The organism is Streptomyces sp. NPDC101219, assembly GCF_044767675.1.
Classification (GTDB): domain Bacteria; phylum Actinomycetota; class Actinomycetes; order Streptomycetales; family Streptomycetaceae; genus Streptomyces.
Genome location: NZ_JBIWOK010000010.1, coordinates 278703 through 298217 on the forward strand (window position 1 = coordinate 278703; position 19515 = coordinate 298217).

A 19515-nucleotide genomic window follows, 5' to 3' on the forward strand; every position below is an offset into this window, starting at 1 on the left:
GGTTCCCGGCCCCCCGGGGCCGCAATCAGGGGTGGAGCCGGGGGAGTGACGGGCCGTCGGCGGACGGGGAGCCGTTGCCGGAGAAGATGACCCCGGGGTCGGCGGGAGCCTGGTTGAGCACCCACAGCCCGATCAGCACGGCCAGTGCGAAGACGACGGCGACGAGCACCGTGAGGACGAGCCGCCGGCGGCGTTCCCGGCGCAGCCAGGTGCCGCGTGCCGTGCGGTAGGCGTCCGGGTCGGGCAGCACGCCTCCGGCGAGCGCCTGGAGGGCGTCGCGCAGGTCCTGTTCGGTGCGGTCGGCGCCCGGCGGGCGGGGCACGGGCCGGTCGTCGGGCGTGCGGTCCGCACCGGTGCCGTGCGACGGAGTCGCGTCTCGGTGCGTCATCGCCGGGCCTCCATCGCCTGGGTCAGCGCGGCGATGCCGCGCGAGGTGTGCGTCTTCACGGAGCCGCGCGTGATGCCCATCGCGGCGGCGATCTCGCGCTCCTTCAGCCCCAGCCAGTGCCGCAGCACCAGGGCCTCGCGCTGCCGGGTCGGCAGCTGCTGGAGCGCGTCGATCAGCACCCGCTGGTCGTCGCGCAGCAGCGCGGTGTTCTCGGCGGACGCCACGGTGTCGTCCGGCGGGGCCTGCGGCACGACGCGGCGCACGACCTGGAGGTGCCGTATCCGCATCCGGGTCAGATTGCAGACCGTGGAGCGCAGATACGCCTCCGCCGCGCCCACGTCCTTCAGCCGCCGCCACTTGCGGTAGATCTGGTAGTACGCCTCGGCCACCACGTTCTCCGGGTCGTCGGCGCCGAGCAGCACGGCCAGCCGCAGCATGGAGGAGTAGTGGGCCTCGAAGAGGCGCGCGACCCCGGCCTCCCGCTCGAGGTCGGCCGGGCCGGTGACGGGCGGGCCGAGCGGTTCGGCGCGGACCGTCGCCGGGGGCGGTGCCGGGGCAGGCACCGCCGGGGCGGGCGGCAGGGTGCTCGGGGACTGCTGTCGGCGTCTCACGGGTTGTTCGCTCCCGTCTCCGGGCGCCGCCTGACCATCAGGCGGGACGGCAGGTCGGTGGCGTCCGCGCCGCGCGGGACGCCGAGGCGGTGCAGTGCCGCGGTGCAGGCCACCGCGACGGTCAGGTTGAGCACGAGGGCGGCGACCCCCGCGTAGATCTCCAGCGGTCCGCCGCCGGGACCGAGCGGCACGATCGAGGAGAACCCCTCGCGCACCACCAGCCACGTCCCGGTGACCATGCCGGCGGCCCAGCCGGCGAGCAGCGCCCGCGGGTGCAGCCACCGCGTGTACAGGCCGACCGCCACCGCGGGGAAGACCTGGAGGATCCACACCCCGCCGAGCAGCTGCAGGTTGATGGCGTCCTGGTCGCGCAGCCCGAACACGAATGCCACGGCGCCCAGCTTCGCGGTGAGCGACACCGCCTTGGCGATGCGCACCTGGCGTTTCGGGGTGGCCGTCGGATGCACGTACTCCACGTACACGTTCCGCACGAAGCTGGTCGCCGCCGCGATCGACATGACGGCCGCCGGGACCAGCGCGCCCACCACGATCGCGCCGAACACCAGCCCGGCGAGCGGGCCGGGCATGAGCCGGTCGACGAGCATCGGCACCGCCGCCTCCGCGCCGCCCTCGGGCGCGCGCACCCCGGCCGCGAGGGCCGCGATGCCCAGAAAGCCGAACAGGGCCAGCAGCGCGGTCCAGGCGGGCAGCCCCGCCGACACCTTGCGCAGGGTGCGCGGCCCGTCGGCGGCGAATCCGGCGGTGAGGACGTGCGGGTACATCAGCAGCGCCAGCGCGGAGCCGAGGGCGAGGGTGGCGTAGGCGGGCTGCTGTTCGGGGGTCAGCAGCAGCGGGGAGTGGGCCGTGTCCGTGCCGCCGAGCGCGCGGGCCGCCCCGTCGAAGACGGCACCGGGCCCGCCGAAGCGCCGCAGCACCAGCCAGCACACGGCGGTGAGCGAGACGAACACCGCGACGGCCTTCAGGGCCGCGATGACGGTGGGCGCCCGCAGCCCGTGCCGGTACGTCGCCACCGCGAGGCCGGCGAAGACCGCCACCATCACCAGGTCGCCGGTCGCGCCGTACGGGTACAGGCCGCCCGCGGCGAGCACCGCCCGGATCCCGAGCAGTTGCAGCGCCAGGTACGGCATCGTCGCGAGGATCCCGGTCAGCGCCACCGCCAGCGCCAGGGGCGGCGACCCGTACCGGCCGCGCACGAAGTCGGCCGCGGTGACGTATCCGTGCCGCCGGGCCACGCTCCACAGCCGGCTCAGCAGCACGAAGGCCAGCGGGCAGACGATCACGGTGTACGGCACCGCGAAGAACGCCGGCGCGCCGTTGCCGTACGCCAGACCCGGGACGGCGGTGAAGGTGTACGCCGTGTAGACGGTGCCGCCGAGCAGCAGCCAGGTCCAGCCGGCGCCGAGGCTGCGGTCGGCCAGCGCCCAGCCCTCCAGGGAGGGCAGCCGGTCGTTCGGCCGGAGCCGGCGCGCGGTGACGGCGAGCAGCGACGCCCCGCCGATCACGGCGAGGAACGTCGTGGTCATGGCGCCGTCGGCCATGCGTCACCGTCCTTGGTGTGCCCTGTACCCGTTGGAGAGTTGCGCCGACGGCCGTGGTGGAGGACAGGAACCGGACGGCCGTCCGTCCCGGGCGCGGCGCGGGCCGCGTCCCCATAGCCCGCAAACTCTCGCACACGCGACGGGCGGCCGGGAGAGGGGCGCAGGTCACGGCTGTTCCGGGCGGCGCCCGGACGGGGGAGGGGCCGACGGGGGCACCGCTCAGACGGTGGCCGGTTCCGTTTCCTCGGCGTCCGCGGGCCCGGCCGCCTCGCGGGCGGCCCGCTCCCGCGTCTCACGGCGCACCAGCACGGCCCAGCCGACCGGCACGGCCGCGGCGAACAGCCACCACTGGAGGGCGTACGCGTAGTTCAGCGCCGTGTTCTCCTCGCCCGGGCTGCCGATCATGCGGGGGCTGCCGCCGCTGGGCTCCGGCGCGGTCTGCACCACGTGGCCGCCGAGCACCTCGGCCTTCAGGCGCCGGGCCTCCAGCTCACTGTTGATCAGCATGATCTGCCGGTCGGGCAGGCCTTCGAGGTTCTTGATGCCGCTGGCCTCGGTGGTCTCGTCGGGCATCAGCCGGCCGGTGATCGTGACCTCGCCGGAGGGCGGCGGGGGGATGTCCGGGAACGTCGTCTGGCTCGGCCCGTCCGAGGGGATCCAGCCCCGGTTGACCAGCAGGATCCTGCCGTCCTGGAGGACGAACGGGGTCAGCACGTGGTAGCCGACCTCGTCGTCGGAGTTCGTGCGGCGGCGGACGACGACCTCCCGGTCCGTGTCGAACCGTCCGGTGGCGGTCACCGTGCGGTACCGCTCCTCGCGGGTGACGGCGTGCCCCGGGGAGGCGAGCCGCTGCACCGGTACGGGCTCCGCGTCCAGCGCCTCGGCGACGAGCCGGTTGCGGGCGGACCGTTCCTCGTAGCGGTCCATCTGCCAGAAGCCCAGCCGGATCATCGTGGGGATGAGCAGCAGGGCGACCAGGGTGATGGTCACCCACTGGCGGGACAACAGGAAGCGGTACACCCCACGACCGTACAACTCGGTCGTGGGGTGCACGGAGGCGGGTACGCCGTCATACCCGGTCGACGATGCCCGCCTTTCCCTCCGCGCGGGCGCAGTGGGCACCGCAGTACCAGTGGCCGTCGGCCTCCACGCCCTGACCGATGATCTGCACCCGGCAGTGCTCGCAGATCGGGGCCATGCGGTGGATCGCACAGGAGAAACAGTCGAACACGTGCACGGCACCCTGGGCGTGCACCTCGAAGGTCATTCCGTAACTGTTGCCGCATACTTCGCATGTCGCCATGCGCCACAGGGTGAGCCGTCGTTCCGCGCGGGGCGAGCGGGCGGCAGGCGCGTCGCCCGGCAATCACCCGTCCGTACGGTCGCGCGGACGGCCGGGGCGCGGACCGGCCCGGCTCAGCCCTCCGACGCGGGTTCGACGTGGCCGAGCAGCTGTCCGAACGCGGCCTCGTCCACCACCGGCGTGCCGAACTGGCGGGCCTTGACCACCTTCGACGTCCCGGAGTCGGGGTCGTTGGTGACCAGCAGGCTGGTCAGCCGGGACAGGCTGGTGGCGACATGCAGGCCGGCCTCGGTCGCCCGGTCCTCCAGCAGGTCCCGCTCGACGGAGGTGTCACCGGAAAAGGCGACCCGCATGCCCTGCTTGAGCGGTTTGCCCGGTTCGTACCGCCCCGGGTTGGGGTACGGGCACGCGGGCCGCTTGCGGGAGGGGCGCCAGGTGCCCGGACGGCCGCCGTAGCCGCCCTGCGGTCCGATCCGCGGCCGGTCCGTCCACTCCGTCAGCGGCCGGCACTCGTGCAGCGGCAGCCGCACGTTCCCCGCCGCCGCGGCCCGCAGGCTGGGCCGGAACGCCTCCGCCAGCACCCGCGCGTCGTCCAGCGCGTGGTGCGCCCGCTGCTGCACGACGCCGAAGTGCGCGGCGAGCGACTCCAGCTTGTGGTTGGGCAGCGGCAGCCGGAGCTCCTTGGCCAGGGCGATGGTGCACAGCCGCTGCCGCACCGGAGCCTCGGCGCGTGCGCGGGCGTACTCCCGGGCGATCATCTGCCAGTCGAACACCGCGTTGTGCGCCACCAGGACCCGGTCCCGGAGCCGCTCCGAGAACTCCGCGGCGATGTCGCCGAACAGCGGCGCGCCCTCGAGCGCCTCGCTCGTCAGGCCGTGGATCCACACGGGGCCGGGGTCCCGCTCCGGATTGACCACCGTGTACCAGTGGTCCTCGACCTCGCCGCGTGCGTCCAGCCGGTACACGGCCGCCGAGATGATGCGGTCGTCCCGGGCCAGCCCCGTCGTCTCCACGTCAACGACCGCGTACCCCCGGGGATAGGCCGCCGGCCACACGCCGGGGAAGGAGGCAGCGGTCGTCAGGTCTTCGAGCATGGTCACTGAGGATACGGGGCCCGGCCGACAGTGCGGTCCGTCAGGTGCCGTGCGGGGCGCGGGCGTTGGCATGCCGGGAATGTCCGCGAGGAGTCCTTTGTGTGGGTGTCGGGACGCGGCGCGGCCGGTGCGCCGAGCGGTCCGGACGGTGCGCCGGGCCGGGGGCGGAGGCGCGGCCCCCGGCCTGACGACTTCTCAGCTTCCGTGACCCGGCGGTCCGGTGAGCGCCGCCGTCACCAGCGGATCGGCACCGGGAGGGCGGTCAGCAGTCCCGACACCGCCACCACCAGCCCCAGGACGAAGACCTCCGCCCGCGCGGGGGAGCAGGCGGACAGCGGATCGGCGGCCCGGGCCAGCCGGATCCGGGCCCACAGGGCGAGGGCGGCGACCCCCGCCATCAGCAGCACCTTGGCGAGCAGGACCCGGCCGTAGGCGGTCTCGGTGAGCTGCTCCATGATGGTCTCCGGCGGCATCCGGCGCAGCGAACTGCCGATGCCGGTCGCGGTCAGCGCGGCCAGCAGCACGGCGGCCACGCGCGCGTAGAGCCCGAGCAGGGCGCTGCCGGCCTCGGAGACCCGCCACCGCGCGATCGTGCGCAGGGTGTACACCAGGCCGCCCACCCACATCGAGGCACACGTCAGGTGCACCAGCGTCAGGCCGGAGCCGAGCAGGGGTGAGTACTCGGTGGTGGGGTGCGCGCGCAGCGCCTCCGCGACGACGACGGCGGCCAGCGGCCACACCTGGGTGCCGGGCCGGGCCGAGGCGGCACAGAGGGCGGCGGCGAGGAAGCCGTTGACCTCCAGGAGGGCCAGCTTGCCGTCGCGGGTGGAGTAGAGGCCGCCGACGTCGATGTCTGCGAGGCCGCTCGGCACCAGGTTGCCGGTGGCCACGAGGGACGCCAGGGCCAGGGCGGCCACGAAGCCCACGGAGTTGGCCACGGTGGACCAACTGCGGGGCACGAGCGGGGGAGCGCCGGGCACGGAGCGGACCAGCCGCTTCACGAACAGTTCGCCGACGGGTACGGCCAGCGCCGCGAACAGCACCGTCCGCAACAGGGCTATGCCTCCCGTGCCGGGCGCGGGGTCCTCCCCCGTGCCGTCCAGCGCGGGCGCCGGGCCGAGCAGCGGTATGAGCGCGCCCACCGTCACCAGTACGAGGACGGCGACGGCCGGGCCGATGCCGGAACGCCGCGCGCCCCTGTGCGCACCGGTCGTCCCGGACCTGGGATTCGTCAGAGTCACCCCAGGATCTTCACAAGCACTCACAGAGCGGGGCAAGCCCGGGGCGGAAGTGGGCCGCGACATTCCGTGTGTGATGCATGTTTTCCGGGCGCTTTCCGGTGCGAACCTCCGAACGCCGCCGTCCCGCGGCGCTCCTGCCCGCCGTCCGGGCCGGGGTCCGCGGAGCCCCCGCCCGGCCCCCACGGCGGTGCTTCGTCCCGCCGTCCGGACCGGGGTCCGCGGCGCCCCCGCCCGGCCCCCACGGCGGTGCTTCGTCCCGCCGTCCCGCGGCGCTCGTCCCGCCGTCCGGCCCCAAGCCGGTGCCTCGTCGCGCCGCCCCGGCCGGGCGGGAGCACCCGCGCGTGCGCCGGCCCGGCCCCGGGTCCCGCCCGGCGCCCGCGCCGTCAGGCCCAGCGCGCCGCGTCGGTGCCCCACGGGCCCGGCGGACGCGACCAGTCGTACGGCCCGCCCGCGAACGTCACCGGGGGCAGGACGTAGCGCAGCCGGCCGAGGGGGCTGTCCGTCCCGGTGAGCCAGGGGTCGGGCGGCGTCTCCTCCGCCTCGGCCGCCCCGTCGGGGGCGGTCTCCAGCAGCCACTGCGCGGTGCGCGCCAGCGCCACCCGGACCGAGCGGCTGCCGCCGGTGTCCGAACGGTCCGTCAGGGCCCGCAGCACGGCCGCCGCGAGCAGATACCCCGTGCCGTGGTCGAGCGCCTGCGCCGGCAGCGCGCCCGGGCGCTCCCCGGTGCCCTCGGCCGACGCGATGCCCGTGGCGACCTGCACGAGGCTGTCGAAGCCCCGCCGGTCCCCCCACGGCCCGTACGCGCCCCACGCCGACAACTGGGCCACCACGATGCCGGGCCGCCGTTCGGCCAGGGACCGGGGATCCAGGCCGAAACGGTCCAGGGCCCCGGGGCGGTACCCGGTGACGACGACGTCGGCGCCCGCGAGCAGCTCCTCGAACGTCTCCCGGCCGGACGTCAGGTCGAGCCGCGCCGACCGTTTCCCGAAGCCGGTGTCGGCGTGCTGGTCGGGGAGTTCGGGCAGCCCGGGCGGGTCCACCCGCAGGACGTCCGCGCCGAGCAGGCCGAGCACGCGCGTGGCGACGGGGCCGGCGATGACCCGGGTGAGGTCCAGGACCCGCAACCCGGCGGCGGGCAGCAAGGGGTCCCCCTCCAGGCGGGCGAGGGCACGCGCGGGCGCGTCGTCCAGCCGGGCGCGTTCCACCAGCGGCCGTCCGGAGACCGCCGCGGCCTGCGGATGCGCCGCCCACTCCTGGGGCGTGCGCAGCGCGACCGCGAGCCCCCCGGCCGCGTACACCGCGTCCTCCACCGCGTGGGCGGAGCGCTCGGCCAGCGCCGCCGCGACCGCCTCCGGGTCGTCGGGCACGCCCAGCGCGGCCAGCAGCCGGGCCTTGTGGTGCGGGTAGTTGGCGTGCGTGCGCACCCAGCCGTCCGCCGTCCGCCAGAATCGCGACAGCGGCGCGAAGGAGACCGGGGCCCGCCCGTCCACCAGCAGATGCCGCTCGCTGACGAACGCCGTCGCCACCGCGCCGTCGTCCACCCGCACCGCCGGCACCTCGGCGAGCCCCGCCCGGTGCGCCGCCAGTTCGGCGGCGGCCAGGGCGCAGACGCCCACACACGCGCGCGCCGTCTCCCGCACCCCGAGCCGCGCGGGGAGCACCCCCGGCCGCTCCACGGCCGTCACGCGCGCGAGCAGTCCGGGGTCCCCGCCGAGGGCGGACCAGGCGTGAGCCGTCTCAGTCATCGTGTTTCCTCCGGGGAACGTCCCGCCCCGGTCCGGGGCGGTCCGGGGGCGGGAGAAGCCGTGGCTCTGGTGGAGCAGGGCGCACAGCATCGCGCACAGCGGTACCGCCGCGGGCCGTGCGGCACGGCGGAAGGGCCGGGCTGGCCGCCCGGCCCTTCCGTATTCCGTGTCCCTGCCGCGGGAGCGCAGTGCCCTTGCCGCGGCGCTCCCGGGTCAGCGACCCGCCGTGCCGCGCGCGCCGGTCACGGCCCGGACGCGGACCCGGCGCGGTCGTCCGGGCGTCCGCCCTCCGCGCCGCCCCGGCCGGACCCTGCGGTTCCGGGCCCTACTTGACGGCGCGCAGCGCGTTGACGATGCCGTGGCCGTAGAAGCCGTTGACCAGCTTGCCGCCCTCGCACGTGGCGTCCTGCACGCCGTCGCCGTCCTGGTCGTAGGAGGCCGGGCAGCCCGGGTTGTCCGCCTGCGCCTTCAGCAGCGCCTGGATCACGGCGGGCGGGGCCCACGGGTGCTTCGACTTCAGCAGCGCGGCGACACCGGCGGCGTGCGGCGACGCCATCGAGGTGCCCTGGAGGAACGCGTACTGCCCGTTCGGCATGGTGGACAGGATGCGGCCGTCCTTCGACGGGGTGTCCGGCAGCTGGTAGCGGCGGTCACCGCCCGGCGCGGCCACGTCCACGACCCGGTGGCCGTAGGTCGAGTAGTACGACTTGAGGTTGTCCACACCCGTCGCGCTGACCGTGACGACACCCGGCAGCTGGGTCGGCAGGTCCAGGCACTCGCTCGGGTCGATGGTGCGCTCGACCGGCGTGGTGTCGTTGGGGCTGGAGGCGTCGTCGATCGCGTCCGAGGCCAGGTCGTGGTTGGAGTTGCCGGCCGACGCCACGTGCAGGGTGCCCTTGAGCTGGGCGTACAGCTGGGCCCGGTTGACCGCGTCCAGGATGGCCTTCTGGTCCGGGTCGTTCTTGCAGTTGTACAGCCACGGGTCGACGTAGTAGCTGTTGTTCGTGATCTCCACGCCGTGGTCGGCGGCGAACACGAAGGCGCAGACGACGTTCTCCGGGTAGAAGAGGCCGTTGTCCGGGTCGCTCACCTTGATGCCGGCGACCTTCACACCCGGCGCGACACCGGCGACGCCGATGCCGTTGCGGGCGGCGGCGATCTCACCGGCCACGTGGGTGCCGTGGTAGTCCTCGTCCGTGTACGGGCGCCAGGCGCCCTTGCTGGTGTCCGCCACGCCGCCGACGCAGTTGGCCGACTGGGAGGCGGAGAAGTTCGGGGCGAGGTCCGGGTGGGTGTCGTCGACGCCGGTGTCGATCACGGCGACGGTCACCTTGCTGCTGCCCGGGTTGATCTTCGCGGCCTTGTCGGCGCCGATGGCCCGCAGGTCCCACTGGTCGGCCTCGAGCGGCTCGCTGCCCGGCGTTTTCGCCGAGGCGGCCCCGATGCGCGCGGCGTCCGCGGCCGTCACGTACTCGGCCGCGCCGACGTCGGTGGTGCCGGCCGGGGTGAGCGGCGCGGTGCGGGTGGCCCCGGCCGACTGCACGCCGCGGACCTTGCGTATCTCCGTGCCGAAGCCCGGGTTCGCCGAGTGGACGACGATGACACCGATCTTGTCGTGGGTGACCACGACGGTCCCCCCGGCCTTGCCGATCGCCTTCTGCACCGAGGCGATCGTGCGGCGGTCCACCTTGGTGTTCACGACGTACGCCAGGGCGGGCGCGTCCGTCGCCTGCTCCGCCGTCGGCGCGCTCCGCTCGGCGGCCGAGGCCGCCGCCGGCAGGAAGCCGAGCGTGGCGGTCAGCGACAGCGCGACGGGCACGGCGAGGGCGAGCCGGCGTCTGGAACGCAGATGAGCCATGGGGTCTCCACATCATCCGGAACGGAATCTGCCCGAGACACAGGTGGTGCTCGGGCAGGTACATGACGAGTTGTGCTCGGGTGAAGCTATCTCGCGATGTTGCTGGCCAGCAACGTTTTCCCCGAAGCTCTTCACAGACCGCACCCGAATGTCCGGGACACCCCCCGTACGGCCGTCGGCGTGCCCGCCGTCCGGGCCCCCCGCGCCGAGCCCGGTGAGCCGGCCGGGGAAAGAAGCAGAACCCGTTTGAACCGGCCACCGGCCGGCGCCGTGCCCTTCAGCAGGGAGCGCGAGGACACTCGCCTCCGTCCCTGTCGGACCGCACGATCGCGAGGAGACTCCGTGGCCGCCGAAGCACCGCCCCCCTCGACAGCCGAGCCCAAACTCCCGACGCCAGAGGAGTTCACCGAGGTGCAGCAGAGCGCGGAGTTCGCCGAACTGCGCCGCACGCACCGCTCCTTCGCCTTCCCCCTGACCGTCGCCTTCATCGCCTGGTACCTGCTGTACGTCCTGCTGTCCAACTACGCGCACGGCTTCATGGGCACCGAACTGTTCGGCAACATCAACGTCGCCCTCGTCTTCGGGCTCCTCCAGTTCGCCACCACCTTCTTCATCGCGTGGTGGTACTCGCGGCACGCCGCCGCGAAGCTGGACCCGAAGGCCGAGGCCATCAAGGCCCGTATGGAGGGAGGCGCATGAGCCCCTCGATCGCCCACGTCACCCTCGCCGCGAACGAGGCGAGCGAACACCGCACGCTGATCATCATCCTCTTCTCGCTGTTCGTCGTCGCCACCCTCGGCATCACCGTCTGGGCCGGGCGCCAGACCAAGAGCGCCTCCGACTTCTACGCCGGCGGACGCCAGTTCAGCGCCTTCCAGAACGGGCTCGCCGTCTCCGGCGACTACATGTCCGCCGCGTCCTTCCTCGGCATCGCGGGCGCCATCGCCCTCTTCGGCTACGACGGCTTCCTCTACTCCATCGGCTTCCTGGTCGCCTGGCTGGTGGCGCTGCTGCTGGTCGCCGAACCGCTGCGCAACTCCGGCCGCTACACCATGGGCGACGTCCTCGCCTACCGCATGCGCCAGCGCCCGGTGCGCACCGCCGCCGGCACCTCGACCATCGTCGTGTCGATCTTCTACCTGCTCGCCCAGATGGCCGGCGCCGGCGTCCTCGTCTCCCTGCTGCTCGGCATCACCTCCGACGCCGGCAAGATCCTCATCGTCGCCCTCGTCGGCGTCCTGATGATCGTCTACGTGTCCATCGGCGGCATGAAGGGCACCACCTGGGTGCAGATGATCAAGGCCGTGCTGCTCATCGGCGGCACCATCCTGATCACCTTCCTGGTGCTGCTGAAGTTCAACTTCAACATCTCCGACCTGCTCGGCAAGGCCGCCGAGAACAGCGGAGCGGGCGCCGCCTTCCTGGAGCCCGGCCTGCAGTACGGCGCCAGCGGCACCACCAAGCTGGACTTCATCTCCCTCGGCATCGCCCTGGTGCTCGGCACCGCCGGCCTGCCGCACATCCTGATCCGCTTCTACACGGTGCCCAACGCCAAGGCCGCCCGGAAGTCCGTCAACTGGGCCATCGGCATCATCGGCGGCTTCTACCTGATGACCATCGCCCTCGGCTTCGGCGCCGCGGCCCTCATCTCGCGCACCGAGATCATCGAGTCCAACCCGTCCGGCAACACGGCGGCACCCCTGCTCGCCCTGCACCTCGGCGGCGTCGACTCGACCTGGGGCGCGATCCTGCTCGCCACCATCTCGGCGGTCGCCTTCGCGACCATCCTGGCCGTGGTCGCGGGACTCACCCTCGCCTCGTCCTCCTCCTTCGCGCACGACATCTACGCCAACGTCATCCGCAAGGGGAAGGCCACCGAGAAGGAGGAGATGCGGGCGGCCCGCCTGGCGACCGTCCTCATCGGCGTCGTCTCCATCGCCCTGGGGGCCCTCGCCCGCGACCTCAACGTGGCCGGCCTGGTCGCGCTCGCCTTCGCGGTCGCCGCCTCGGCCAACCTGCCGACCATCCTCTACAGCCTGTTCTGGAAGCGGTTCACCACCCAGGGCGCACTGTGGTCGATCTACGGCGGTCTCATCATCGCCGTCGGCCTGGTGCTGTTCTCGCCCGTCGTCTCCGGCGACCCCACGTCGATGTTCCCCGACGTCGACTTCTCCTGGTTCCCGCTGAAGAACCCGGGCCTCATCTCCATCCCGGCCGGCTTCCTGCTCGGCTGGCTCGGCACCGTGCTCTCCAAGGAGCAGCCGGACACCAAGAAGTACGCGGAGCTGGAGGTCCGGTCGCTGACCGGCACCGGCGCCCACTGACCCCGGCCCCCCGGCCGCGTCGTAGGAAACTCCAGGTCCCCACGACGCGGCCGTCGTGGTTCTCGTCGCATCGGGCCGCTGTGGCCTGTCGGTGCCGTCACGTACGCTCGCAGGTACGGGACCACAGCGAACCGCGTCGAGGGAGGGGGCCCACGTGCTCAAGGACACCTACGGCCGAGTGGCCACCGACCTGAGGGTCTCGCTCACCGACCGGTGCAATCTGCGCTGCACCTACTGCATGCCCGAGGAGGGCCTGCAGTGGCTCGCCAAGCCCGACCTGCTCACCGACGACGAGATCGTCCGCCTGGTCGACGTCGCCGTCACCTCCCTCGGCATCGAGGAGGTCCGCTTCACCGGCGGCGAGCCGCTGCTGCGGCCCGGGCTGGTCGGCATCGTCGAGCGGGTCGCCGCCCTAGAACCCCGCCCGCAGATCTCCCTCACCACCAACGGCATCGGCCTGCGGCGCACCGCGGCCGCCCTGAAGCAGGCCGGCCTGGACCGGGTCAACGTCTCCCTCGACACCCTGCGGCCCGACGTCTTCAAGCGCCTTACCCGCCGCGACCGCCACCGCGACGTCACCGACGGCCTGTACGCGGCCCGGGAGGCCGGCCTGACCCCCGTGAAGGTCAACGCCGTGCTCATGCCGGGGCTCAACGACGACGAGGCACCCGACCTGCTCGCCTGGGCCGTGGAACACGACTACGAGCTGCGGTTCATCGAGCAGATGCCGCTGGACGCCCAGCACGGCTGGAAGCGCGAGGGCATGGTCACGGCGGGGGACATCCTCGCCTCCCTGCGCACCCGCTTCGAGCTGACCGCCGAGGGCGACGAGGCCCGCGGCTCCGCCCCGGCCGAGCGCTGGCTGGTCGACGGCGGCCCGCACCGCGTGGGGGTCATCGCCTCCGTCACCCGCCCGTTCTGCGCCGCCTGCGACCGCACCCGCCTCACCGCCGACGGACAGGTCCGCACCTGCCTGTTCGCCACCGAGGAGACCGACCTGCGCGCCGCCCTGCGCTCCGGTGCCCCGGACGAGGAGATCGCCCGCATCTGGCGGCAGGCCATGTGGGGCAAGAAGGCCGGCGCGGGCCTGGACGACCCGTCCTTCGTGCAGCCGGACCGGCCTATGTCCGCCATCGGGGGCTGACCGACGAACGACCGGCCCCGGTACCGCTCAGACCTCCCGGGCCTCCCACTCCGCGAAGGGGACGGTCTCCTTCAGGAAGCCCCGCACACCGAGGAACTGCGACAGGTGTTCCCGGTGCTCCTCGCACGCCAGCCAGGTCTTGCGCCGCTCCGGCGTGTGCACCTTCGGGTTGTTCCACGCCAGCACCCACACGGCCGCGCTCCGGCAGCCCTTGGCGGAACAGATCGGCGTCTCGGGATCAGGAAGCATCACACCGCCGACCCTAACCCGGCCGTGGCACGGCACCGGGCGGGGGAGAGGCCCCGGAAAGGCGACGCCGAGCAGCCACGGGGGGAGCTGCCCGGCGTCGGTCCGTCGCTCCGACGGGGGATGCGGAGCGCGTACGAAGTATGTCACGGGTCACCCCGGCACCGGCACCGGAACAACATGATTGATCTGAGGTTTTCTTGAGCTTGGCGCAGAACCTGCTTCCGCTCGCGCCGCGCACCCGCCCGTACCCGGCGGTCAGGGCCCCTCGGCCCGCTCCGCCCCCGCTTCCGCCGTGGGCGGGGACGCCGCGTCCTCCGCACCGTCTTGTGCACCGTCGCCGTCCTGGTCCGACGGCGTGATCATGGGCCGCATCGGCGTGGTCACGAAGGTCGACGGCAGCGAGGGCGCGTTCTCCCGCCCCGCGTTGGCGATCACCACCGCGATGTAAGGCAGCACCGCGCCGAGGACCAGCGCCACGATCGCGACGTGCTTCTCCACGTTCCACAGCACCGCCGCGAGGATGACCGAGATCGTGCGGACGGTCATCGAGATCACGTACCGGCGCTGCCGGCTCCGCACGTCGTCATGGAGGCCCGCCCGGGCACCGGTGATCCGGAACACCTGGGCGCCATGCTGCTTCCGCATCACATTCCACCATCCGCCCGTATCGGACTTCCCCGTCCCTGACCGCTCCGTGACCGATCGGGGACACCGGGCCCGGACATCTCCACGTTACGCCCGGTCCGTCCCCGCGCCGCGACCGGGTCACCCCCGGGGGCACCCGCCCGGCCTGCGCCGTAGCGCGTACGGCACCGCCCGGCATGCGGCGTACCGGGTCCGGACCGACACTGGCGGCAACGCTCGTGTCACGGCGTACGAGGAGGCAGTCATGGGCTGGTTGTGGGCCATCATCGTGGGATTCGTGCTCGGCCTGATCGCCAAGGCGGTGATCCCCGGCAAACAGCACATCCCGCTGTGGCTGGCCACCATCTGCGGCATGATCGGCGCCGTGGTCGGCAACGCCATCGCGCGCGGCTTCGGCATCGAGGAGACGCGGGGCATCGACTGGGGCCGGCACATCTTCCAGCTGGGCGCGGCCATCGTCGTCGTCCTGCTCGCGGAGATGCTCTACAACGCGATGCAGCGCAGGAAGCACGAGCGGCGGGCCTGACCCGGTCGCCGCGGACGGCGAAGGGGCGCGGCCCCGGCACCCGCCGGGAACCGCCCCCGTACCGCTCTCAGCCCGCGGTGACCTCGACCGCCGCCAGGTTCTTCTTGCCCCGCCGCAGCACCAGCCAGCGTCCGTGCAGCAGGTCCTCCCGGGCGGGCACGGCGTCCTCGGCGGTCACCTTCGTGTTGTTCACGTAGGCGCCGCCCTCCTTCACGGTGCGCCGGGCGGCCGACTTGCTGGCCACCAGGCCGACCTCCGCGAACAGGTCCACGACCGGCGCCGGCTCGGCCACCCGGACGTGCGGCACCTCGGACAGGGCCGCCGCCAGCGTCCGCTCGTCCAGCTCCGTCAGCTCGCCCTGGCCGAACAGCGCCTTCGAGGCGGCGATCACCGCCGCCGTCTGGTCCGCGCCGTGCACCAGCGTCGTCAGCTCCTCGGCCAGCGCCCGCTGGGCGGCCCGCGCCTGCGGCCGCTCGGCCGTCTGCCGCTCCAGCTCCTCCAGCTCCTCGCGGGACTTGAAGGACAGGATGCGCATGTAGCCCGAGATGTCCCGGTCGTCCACGTTCAGCCAGAACTGGTAGAACGCGTACGGCGTGGTCATCTCCGGGTCCAGCCACACCGCGCCGCTCGCGGTCTTGCCGAACTTGGTGCCGTCCGCCTTCGTCATCAGCGGAGTGGCGTAGGCGTGCACCGTGGCCTCGGGCTCCAGCCGGTGGATCAGGTCCAGGCCCGCCGTGAGGTTGCCCCACTGGTCGCTGCCGCCCTGCTGCAGGACGCAGCCGTACCTCCGGTAGAGCTGGAGGAAGTCCATGGCCTGCAGCAGCTGGTAGCTGAACTCGGTGTAGCTGATGCCCTCGGAGGACTCCAGCCGCCGGGCGACCGAGTCCTTGGTCAGCATCTTGTTGACGCGGAAGTGCTTGCCGACGTCCCGCAGGAACTCGATCGCCGAGAGGTTCTGCGTCCAGTCCAGGTTGTTGACCATCTCGGCCGCGTTCTCGCCCTCGAAGGACAGGAACGGCTCGATCTGCCGCCGCAGCCGCTCCACCCAGCCGGCGACGGTCTCCGGGGAGTTCAGCGTGCGCTCCGCGGTCGGCCGCGGGTCGCCGATCTGGCCCGTCGCCCCGCCGACGAGGGCCAGCGGCCGGTGCCCGGCCTGCTGGAGCCGGCGCAGGGTGAGCACCTGCACCAGATGTCCGACGTGCAGGGACGGTGCGGTCGGGTCGAAGCCGCAATAGAAGGTGACGGGACCGTCCGCGAGCGCCTTGCGCAATGCGTCCTCGTCGGTGGACTGGGCGAACAGCCCGCGCCACTGCAGCTCGTCGACGATGTCCGTCACGGTTCTCGTGTCTCCTAGATGATGCCGGTGGAAGGGTGCCGGAGGGCCCGGCGGCCCGGTCCGGCCGGCCATCGGCCGGACGCGGACGCCTACGAGGTTATACGCCCCGGCTGACCGAGCTCATATTGAAATCGGGGATGCGCAGCGCGGGCATCGCGGCCCGGGTGAACCAGTCGCTCCACTCCCTGGGCAGGGTCTTCTCCGTCCGCCCGGCCTCCGCCGCCCGCCCCAGCAGGTTGACCGGCGACTCGTTGAACCGGAAGTTGTTCACCTCGCCGGTCACCTCGCCGTTCTCCACCAGGTAGACGCCGTCCCGGGTCAGACCGGTGAGCAGCAGCGTCGCCGGGTCGACCTCGCGGATGTACCACAGGCAGGTCAGCAGCAGCCCGCGCCCGGTGTCGGCGACCATCTCCTCGAGCGAGCGGTCCCGGCCGCCCTCCAGGACCAGGTTGTCGATGCCCGGCGCCACCGGCAGCCCGGTGAGCGCCGCGCTGTGCCTGCTCGTCGTCAGGTGCCGCAGCTCGCCCCCGCGCATCCAGTCGGTGGCCGCCAGCGGCAGCCCGTTGTCGAACACCGACCGGTCGCCCCCGGAGGAGTGCGCGAGCACGAACGGCGCCGACTCCAGTCCCGGCTCGTGCGGGTCGCTGCGCAGCGTCAGCGGCAGGTCGCTGAGCCGGTCGCCGACCCGGGTGCCGCCGCCGGGCGCGGAGAACACCGTGCGGCCCTCGGCGGCGTCCCGCCCCGAGGCCGACCACATCTGATAGATCAGCAGGTCCGCCACCGCGGTCGGCGGCAGCAGCGTCTCGTACCGGCCCGCGGGAAGCTCCAGGCGCCGTTCGGCCCAGCCCAGCCGCACCGCCAGCTCGGCGTCCAGCGCCGTCGGGTCGACGTCCCGGAAATCCCGGGTGGACCGTCCCGCCCACGCCGACCGCGTACGGTCCGGCGACTTCGCGTTCACCTCCAGCGTCCCGTTCGGCTGGTCGTGGCGCAGCCGCAGCCCCGTCGACGTGCCGAGGTAGCTGGAGACCATCTCGTGGTTGGCGAAGCCGTACAGCTCCCGCCCGCCGGCCCGCGCGCGGGCGAACGACTCGCCCAGCGCCGGAGCGAAGTCGGCGAACACCGTGGAGGAGGTCTCCGCCGGCGCCTCGGTGAAGCCGGGAGACGCAGGCACGTCCGTGACCAGCGGCTGCGCGTCCTCGGCCGGACCCGCGCCCCGCGCGGCCGCCTCCGCGGCCCGCACCAGCGGCTCCAGCTCGTCGACGGTCACCGCGGAGCGCGACACCACCCCGGAGGCCGTGCCCTGCCCGCCGTCCACCGTGGCGATCACGGTGAGCGTGCGCCCGCGCGTGACACCGTTCGTGGTGAGCGCGTTGCCCGCCCAGCGCAGATTGGCCGTCGACTCCTCGTCGGCGATCACCACACAGCCGTCCGCGCGGGACAGCTCCAGCGCGCGCTCGACGATCTCGTGCGGCTTGTCGGTACGCGCGCTCATCGCCCGGCCTCCTGCGTGGTGTTGAGGCTGTGCTGTCCCGGGGGGCGACCCCCGGACCCCCGGCCGGTCCCGGTGCGGACGCTCATCGCCCCGCCTCCTGCGTGGTGTTGAGGCTGTGCTGTCCCGGGGGGCGACCCCCGGACCCCCGGCCGGTCCCGGTGCGGACGCTCATCGCCCTGCCTCCTGCGTGGTGTTGAGGATGTTGACGCCCTTGAACAGGGCCGACGGACAGCCGTGCGAGACCGCGGCGACCTGACCCGGCTGGGCCTTGCCGCAGTTGAAGGCACCGCCCAGGACGTACGTCTGCGGGCCGCCGACCGCCGCCATGGAGCCCCAGAAGTCGGTCGTCGTCGCCTGGTAGGCCACGTCCCGCAGCTGTCCCACCAGCCGCCCGTTCTCGATGCGGTGGAACCGCTGGCCGGTGAACTGGAAGTTGTACCGCTGCATGTCGATGCTCCACGAGCGGTCCCCGACCACGTAGATCCCACGGTCCACGCCGCCGATCAGGTCCTCCGTCGACATCCCGGCGGGGTCCGGCCGCAGCGACACGTTCGCCATCCGCTGCACCGGCACATGGGAGGGGGAGTCCGCGAACGCGCACCCGTTGGACCGCTCGAAGCCGGTCAGCCTCGCGATCCGCCGGTCCAGCTGGTAGCCGACCAGCGTGCCGTCCTTCACCAGGTCCCAGGACTGCGCCTCGACGCCCTCGTCGTCGTAGCCGACGGTCGCCAGGCCGTGCTCGGCGGTGCGGTCGCCGGTGACGTTCATCAGTTCCGAGCCGTACCGCAGCTTCCCGAGCTGGTCGAAGGTGGCGAACGAGGTCCCGGCGTACGCCGCCTCGTAGCCGAGCGCCCGGTCCAGCTCGGTCGCGTGCCCGATCGACTCGTGGATGGTCAGCCACAGGTTGGACGGGTCGACGACCAGGTCGTACAGCCCCGGGTCCACGCCGGGCGCCCGCATCTTCTCCGCGAGCAGCTCCGGCAGCTGAGCCAGCTCCTCGTCCCAGTCCCAGCCGGTGCCGGTCAGGTACTCCCAGCCGCGTCCGACGGGCGGGGCCAGGGTGCGCATGGAGTCGAATTCACCGCTCGACTCGTCCACCGACACGGCCGTGAACGACGGGTGCAGGCGGACCCGCTGCTGCGTGGTCACGGTCCCGGCGGTGTCGGCGTAGAACTTGTTCTCGTGGACGGTGAGCAGCGAGGCGTCGACATGGTCCACCCCGTTCGCCGCCAGCAGCCGCGCGCTCCACTCGGCGAGCAGCCCGGCCTTCTCCTCGTCCGGCACCGCGAACGGATCGACCTCGTACGACGACACCCAGGTCTTCTCGGAGTGCACCGGCTCGTCGGCCAGCTCCACCGTGCCCCACTGCCCGGCAGGGCCGCCGGCGTCCGCCCCCGCCGCCCGGATGACCTGCGCGGACAGCTTCGCCATCGCCACCGCCTGCGAGGCGACCTTCGCGGCCGCGTCGGGCGTCAGGTCCACACCGGAGGCGAAGCCCCACGTCCCGCCGTGCACCACCCGCACCGCGTACCCGAGGTCGGTGGTGTCCGACGTCCCGGCCGGCCGGGCGTCCCGCAGGCGCCAGGAGGCGCTGCGCACCCGCTCCAGGCGGAAGTCGGCGTGTGCGGCTCCCAGCGACCGTGCGCGGGCCAGCGCGGCATCGGCGAGGGGGCGCAGCGGCAGCGCCAGGAACGACTGATCGACTTCGTGGGGCACGGGTGGGCTTCCCTTCGGGGCTTGCCTGTTTGACCGTCGCAGGCAGTGAACCATGGCCGGTCCACCGACACGCGTACACAGACGGCCGGGGGGGGGGGGGGGGGGGCCCCGCCCCCCCCCCCCCCCCCCCCCCCCCCCCCCCCCCCCCCCCCGCCCCCCCCCCCCCCCCCCCCCCCCCCCCCCCCCCCCCCCCCCCCGCCCCCCCCCCCCCCCCCCCCCCCCCCCGCCGCCCCCCCCCCCCCCCCCCCCCCCCCGGGGCGGGGGGGGGGGCGGGCCGGCGCCCG

18 protein-coding genes are annotated in these 19515 nt (G+C 73.5%); 4 read left to right on the forward strand and 14 right to left on the reverse strand.

Going from position 1 to position 19515, the window contains the following annotated elements; translation table 11 throughout:
- Nucleotides 1-25 precede the first annotated feature (25 nt).
- The 9 genes from ACIRPP_RS21765 to ACIRPP_RS21805 form a co-directional block, all read right to left on the reverse strand.
- The gene (locus ACIRPP_RS21765) at nt 26-388 is read right to left on the reverse strand and encodes a hypothetical protein (protein ID WP_403645266.1); all 363 of its coding nucleotides are present in this window, start codon (nt 386-388) and stop codon (nt 26-28) included.
- Nucleotides 385-999 (reverse strand): RNA polymerase sigma factor, encoded by a 615-nt coding sequence (locus ACIRPP_RS21770; RefSeq protein ID WP_403645269.1) that lies wholly within the window; start codon nt 997-999, stop codon nt 385-387. The genes ACIRPP_RS21765 and ACIRPP_RS21770 overlap by 4 nt, the downstream gene beginning before the upstream one ends.
- Nucleotides 996-2558, reverse strand: coding sequence for a sodium:solute symporter (locus tag ACIRPP_RS21775; RefSeq protein WP_403645272.1), 1563 nt, complete (start codon nt 2556-2558; stop codon nt 996-998). Before ACIRPP_RS21775 ends, ACIRPP_RS21770 begins: the two co-directional genes overlap by 4 nt.
- Before the next feature lie 219 nt (nt 2559-2777).
- Nucleotides 2778-3578 carry an SURF1 family protein gene (locus ACIRPP_RS21780; protein WP_343242556.1) on the reverse strand — a complete coding sequence of 267 codons (801 nt, stop codon included), beginning with the start codon at nt 3576-3578 and terminating at the stop codon, nt 2778-2780.
- Between the two features lie 49 nt (nt 3579-3627).
- Nucleotides 3628-3861 (reverse strand): hypothetical protein, encoded by a 234-nt coding sequence (locus tag ACIRPP_RS21785; RefSeq protein ID WP_142196184.1) that lies wholly within the window; start codon nt 3859-3861, stop codon nt 3628-3630.
- A gap of 113 nt (nt 3862-3974) precedes the next feature.
- A complete protein-coding gene (locus ACIRPP_RS21790; RefSeq protein WP_403645276.1) occupies nt 3975-4955 on the reverse strand; it encodes a DEDDh family exonuclease in 981 nt (326 codons plus the stop codon).
- Between the two features lie 233 nt (nt 4956-5188).
- A complete protein-coding gene (locus ACIRPP_RS21795) occupies nt 5189-6196 on the reverse strand; it encodes a CopD family protein (protein WP_403645279.1) in 1008 nt (335 codons plus the stop codon).
- A 383-nt stretch (nt 6197-6579) separates the two neighbouring features.
- Nucleotides 6580-7941, reverse strand: coding sequence for a CoA transferase (locus ACIRPP_RS21800; RefSeq protein ID WP_403645282.1), 1362 nt, complete (start codon nt 7939-7941; stop codon nt 6580-6582).
- A gap of 325 nt (nt 7942-8266) precedes the next feature.
- Nucleotides 8267-9799 carry a S8 family serine peptidase gene (locus ACIRPP_RS21805; RefSeq protein WP_403645285.1) on the reverse strand — a complete coding sequence of 511 codons (1533 nt, stop codon included), beginning with the start codon at nt 9797-9799 and terminating at the stop codon, nt 8267-8269.
- Between the two features lie 342 nt (nt 9800-10141).
- Between ACIRPP_RS21805 and ACIRPP_RS21810 the strand changes: the two genes are divergently transcribed.
- The 3 genes from ACIRPP_RS21810 to moaA all read left to right on the forward strand — a co-directional run bounded on the left by ACIRPP_RS21810 (nt 10142) and on the right by moaA (nt 13267).
- Entirely contained in the window at nt 10142-10498 is a 357-nt protein-coding gene (locus ACIRPP_RS21810; RefSeq protein ID WP_164333643.1) for a DUF485 domain-containing protein, read from the forward strand.
- On the forward strand, nt 10495-12123 hold the full coding sequence (locus ACIRPP_RS21815; protein WP_403645289.1) for a cation acetate symporter: 1629 nt from the start codon (nt 10495-10497) through the stop codon (nt 12121-12123). The genes ACIRPP_RS21810 and ACIRPP_RS21815 overlap by 4 nt, the downstream gene beginning before the upstream one ends.
- A gap of 154 nt (nt 12124-12277) precedes the next feature.
- Nucleotides 12278-13267 (forward strand): GTP 3',8-cyclase MoaA, encoded by a 990-nt coding sequence (gene moaA / locus ACIRPP_RS21820; protein WP_318653120.1) that lies wholly within the window; start codon nt 12278-12280, stop codon nt 13265-13267.
- Nucleotides 13268-13294: 27 nt separating this feature from the next.
- Here the strand turns inward: moaA and ACIRPP_RS21825 are convergent, their stop codons facing one another.
- Complete coding sequence (locus tag ACIRPP_RS21825) at nt 13295-13516, reverse strand: hypothetical protein (protein ID WP_403645335.1); 222 nt, start codon at nt 13514-13516, stop codon at nt 13295-13297.
- Nucleotides 13517-13771: 255 nt separating this feature from the next.
- Nucleotides 13772-14161 (reverse strand): DUF3099 domain-containing protein, encoded by a 390-nt coding sequence (locus tag ACIRPP_RS21830; protein ID WP_403645292.1) that lies wholly within the window; start codon nt 14159-14161, stop codon nt 13772-13774.
- A gap of 244 nt (nt 14162-14405) precedes the next feature.
- On the opposite strand from ACIRPP_RS21830, the gene ACIRPP_RS21835 reads away from it, so the two are divergent.
- Complete coding sequence (locus ACIRPP_RS21835) at nt 14406-14687, forward strand: GlsB/YeaQ/YmgE family stress response membrane protein (protein ID WP_164348141.1); 282 nt, start codon at nt 14406-14408, stop codon at nt 14685-14687.
- A gap of 67 nt (nt 14688-14754) precedes the next feature.
- On the opposite strand, the gene tyrS is transcribed toward ACIRPP_RS21835, so the two are convergent.
- From tyrS to ACIRPP_RS21850, 3 genes are all read right to left on the reverse strand, one after another.
- Nucleotides 14755-16023 (reverse strand): tyrosine--tRNA ligase, encoded by a 1269-nt coding sequence (tyrS, locus tag ACIRPP_RS21840; RefSeq protein ID WP_403645295.1) that lies wholly within the window; start codon nt 16021-16023, stop codon nt 14755-14757.
- 97 nt (nt 16024-16120) lie between these two features.
- Nucleotides 16121-17515, reverse strand: a complete 1395-nt coding sequence (locus ACIRPP_RS21845) for a metallopeptidase TldD-related protein (protein WP_403645298.1) — start codon at nt 17513-17515, stop codon at nt 16121-16123.
- A 168-nt stretch (nt 17516-17683) separates the two neighbouring features.
- Nucleotides 17684-19231: a TldD/PmbA family protein gene (locus tag ACIRPP_RS21850; protein ID WP_403645301.1), complete on the reverse strand. Its 1548-nt coding sequence runs from the start codon at nt 19229-19231 to the stop codon at nt 17684-17686.
- Nucleotides 19232-19515: the final 284 nt, after the last annotated feature.